At 69.1% G+C, this 223-nt stretch carries 1 protein-coding gene; it reads right to left on the bottom strand.

The window, feature by feature from the left end; all coding sequences use genetic code 11:
- A partial coding sequence (locus tag E4K09_RS24025; RefSeq protein ID WP_166802484.1) for a L,D-transpeptidase family protein occupies window positions 1-223 on the bottom strand: 223 nt, incomplete at both ends.

The raw sequence follows: 223 nt of genomic DNA, 5'->3' as shown, positions 1-223 counted from the left end.
TCTCGATGCGTGTCTTCGGCCCGATCCGCCCCAGGAGGCGCCGGATCTTGCGCGGATCCACGGCCACGCAGCCTTCGGTCGGCAGGAAGCCCGGACGGGCGAGATGGAGGACGATGGCGCTGCCGCGGCCGCGTCTGATGGGACCCCGGTTCCAGGCGATATCGACCACCACGTCGTAGAGATGATCGTCGCGCCACATCCTCTCGTGGCTCGTGGGGCAGGG

Source organism: Microvirga pakistanensis (genome assembly GCF_004458765.1).
GTDB lineage: Bacteria > Pseudomonadota > Alphaproteobacteria > Rhizobiales > Beijerinckiaceae > Microvirga > Microvirga pakistanensis.
Note: the sequence above shows the minus strand (reverse complement) of the source record. Positions and strands in the feature narration are given on the sequence as shown.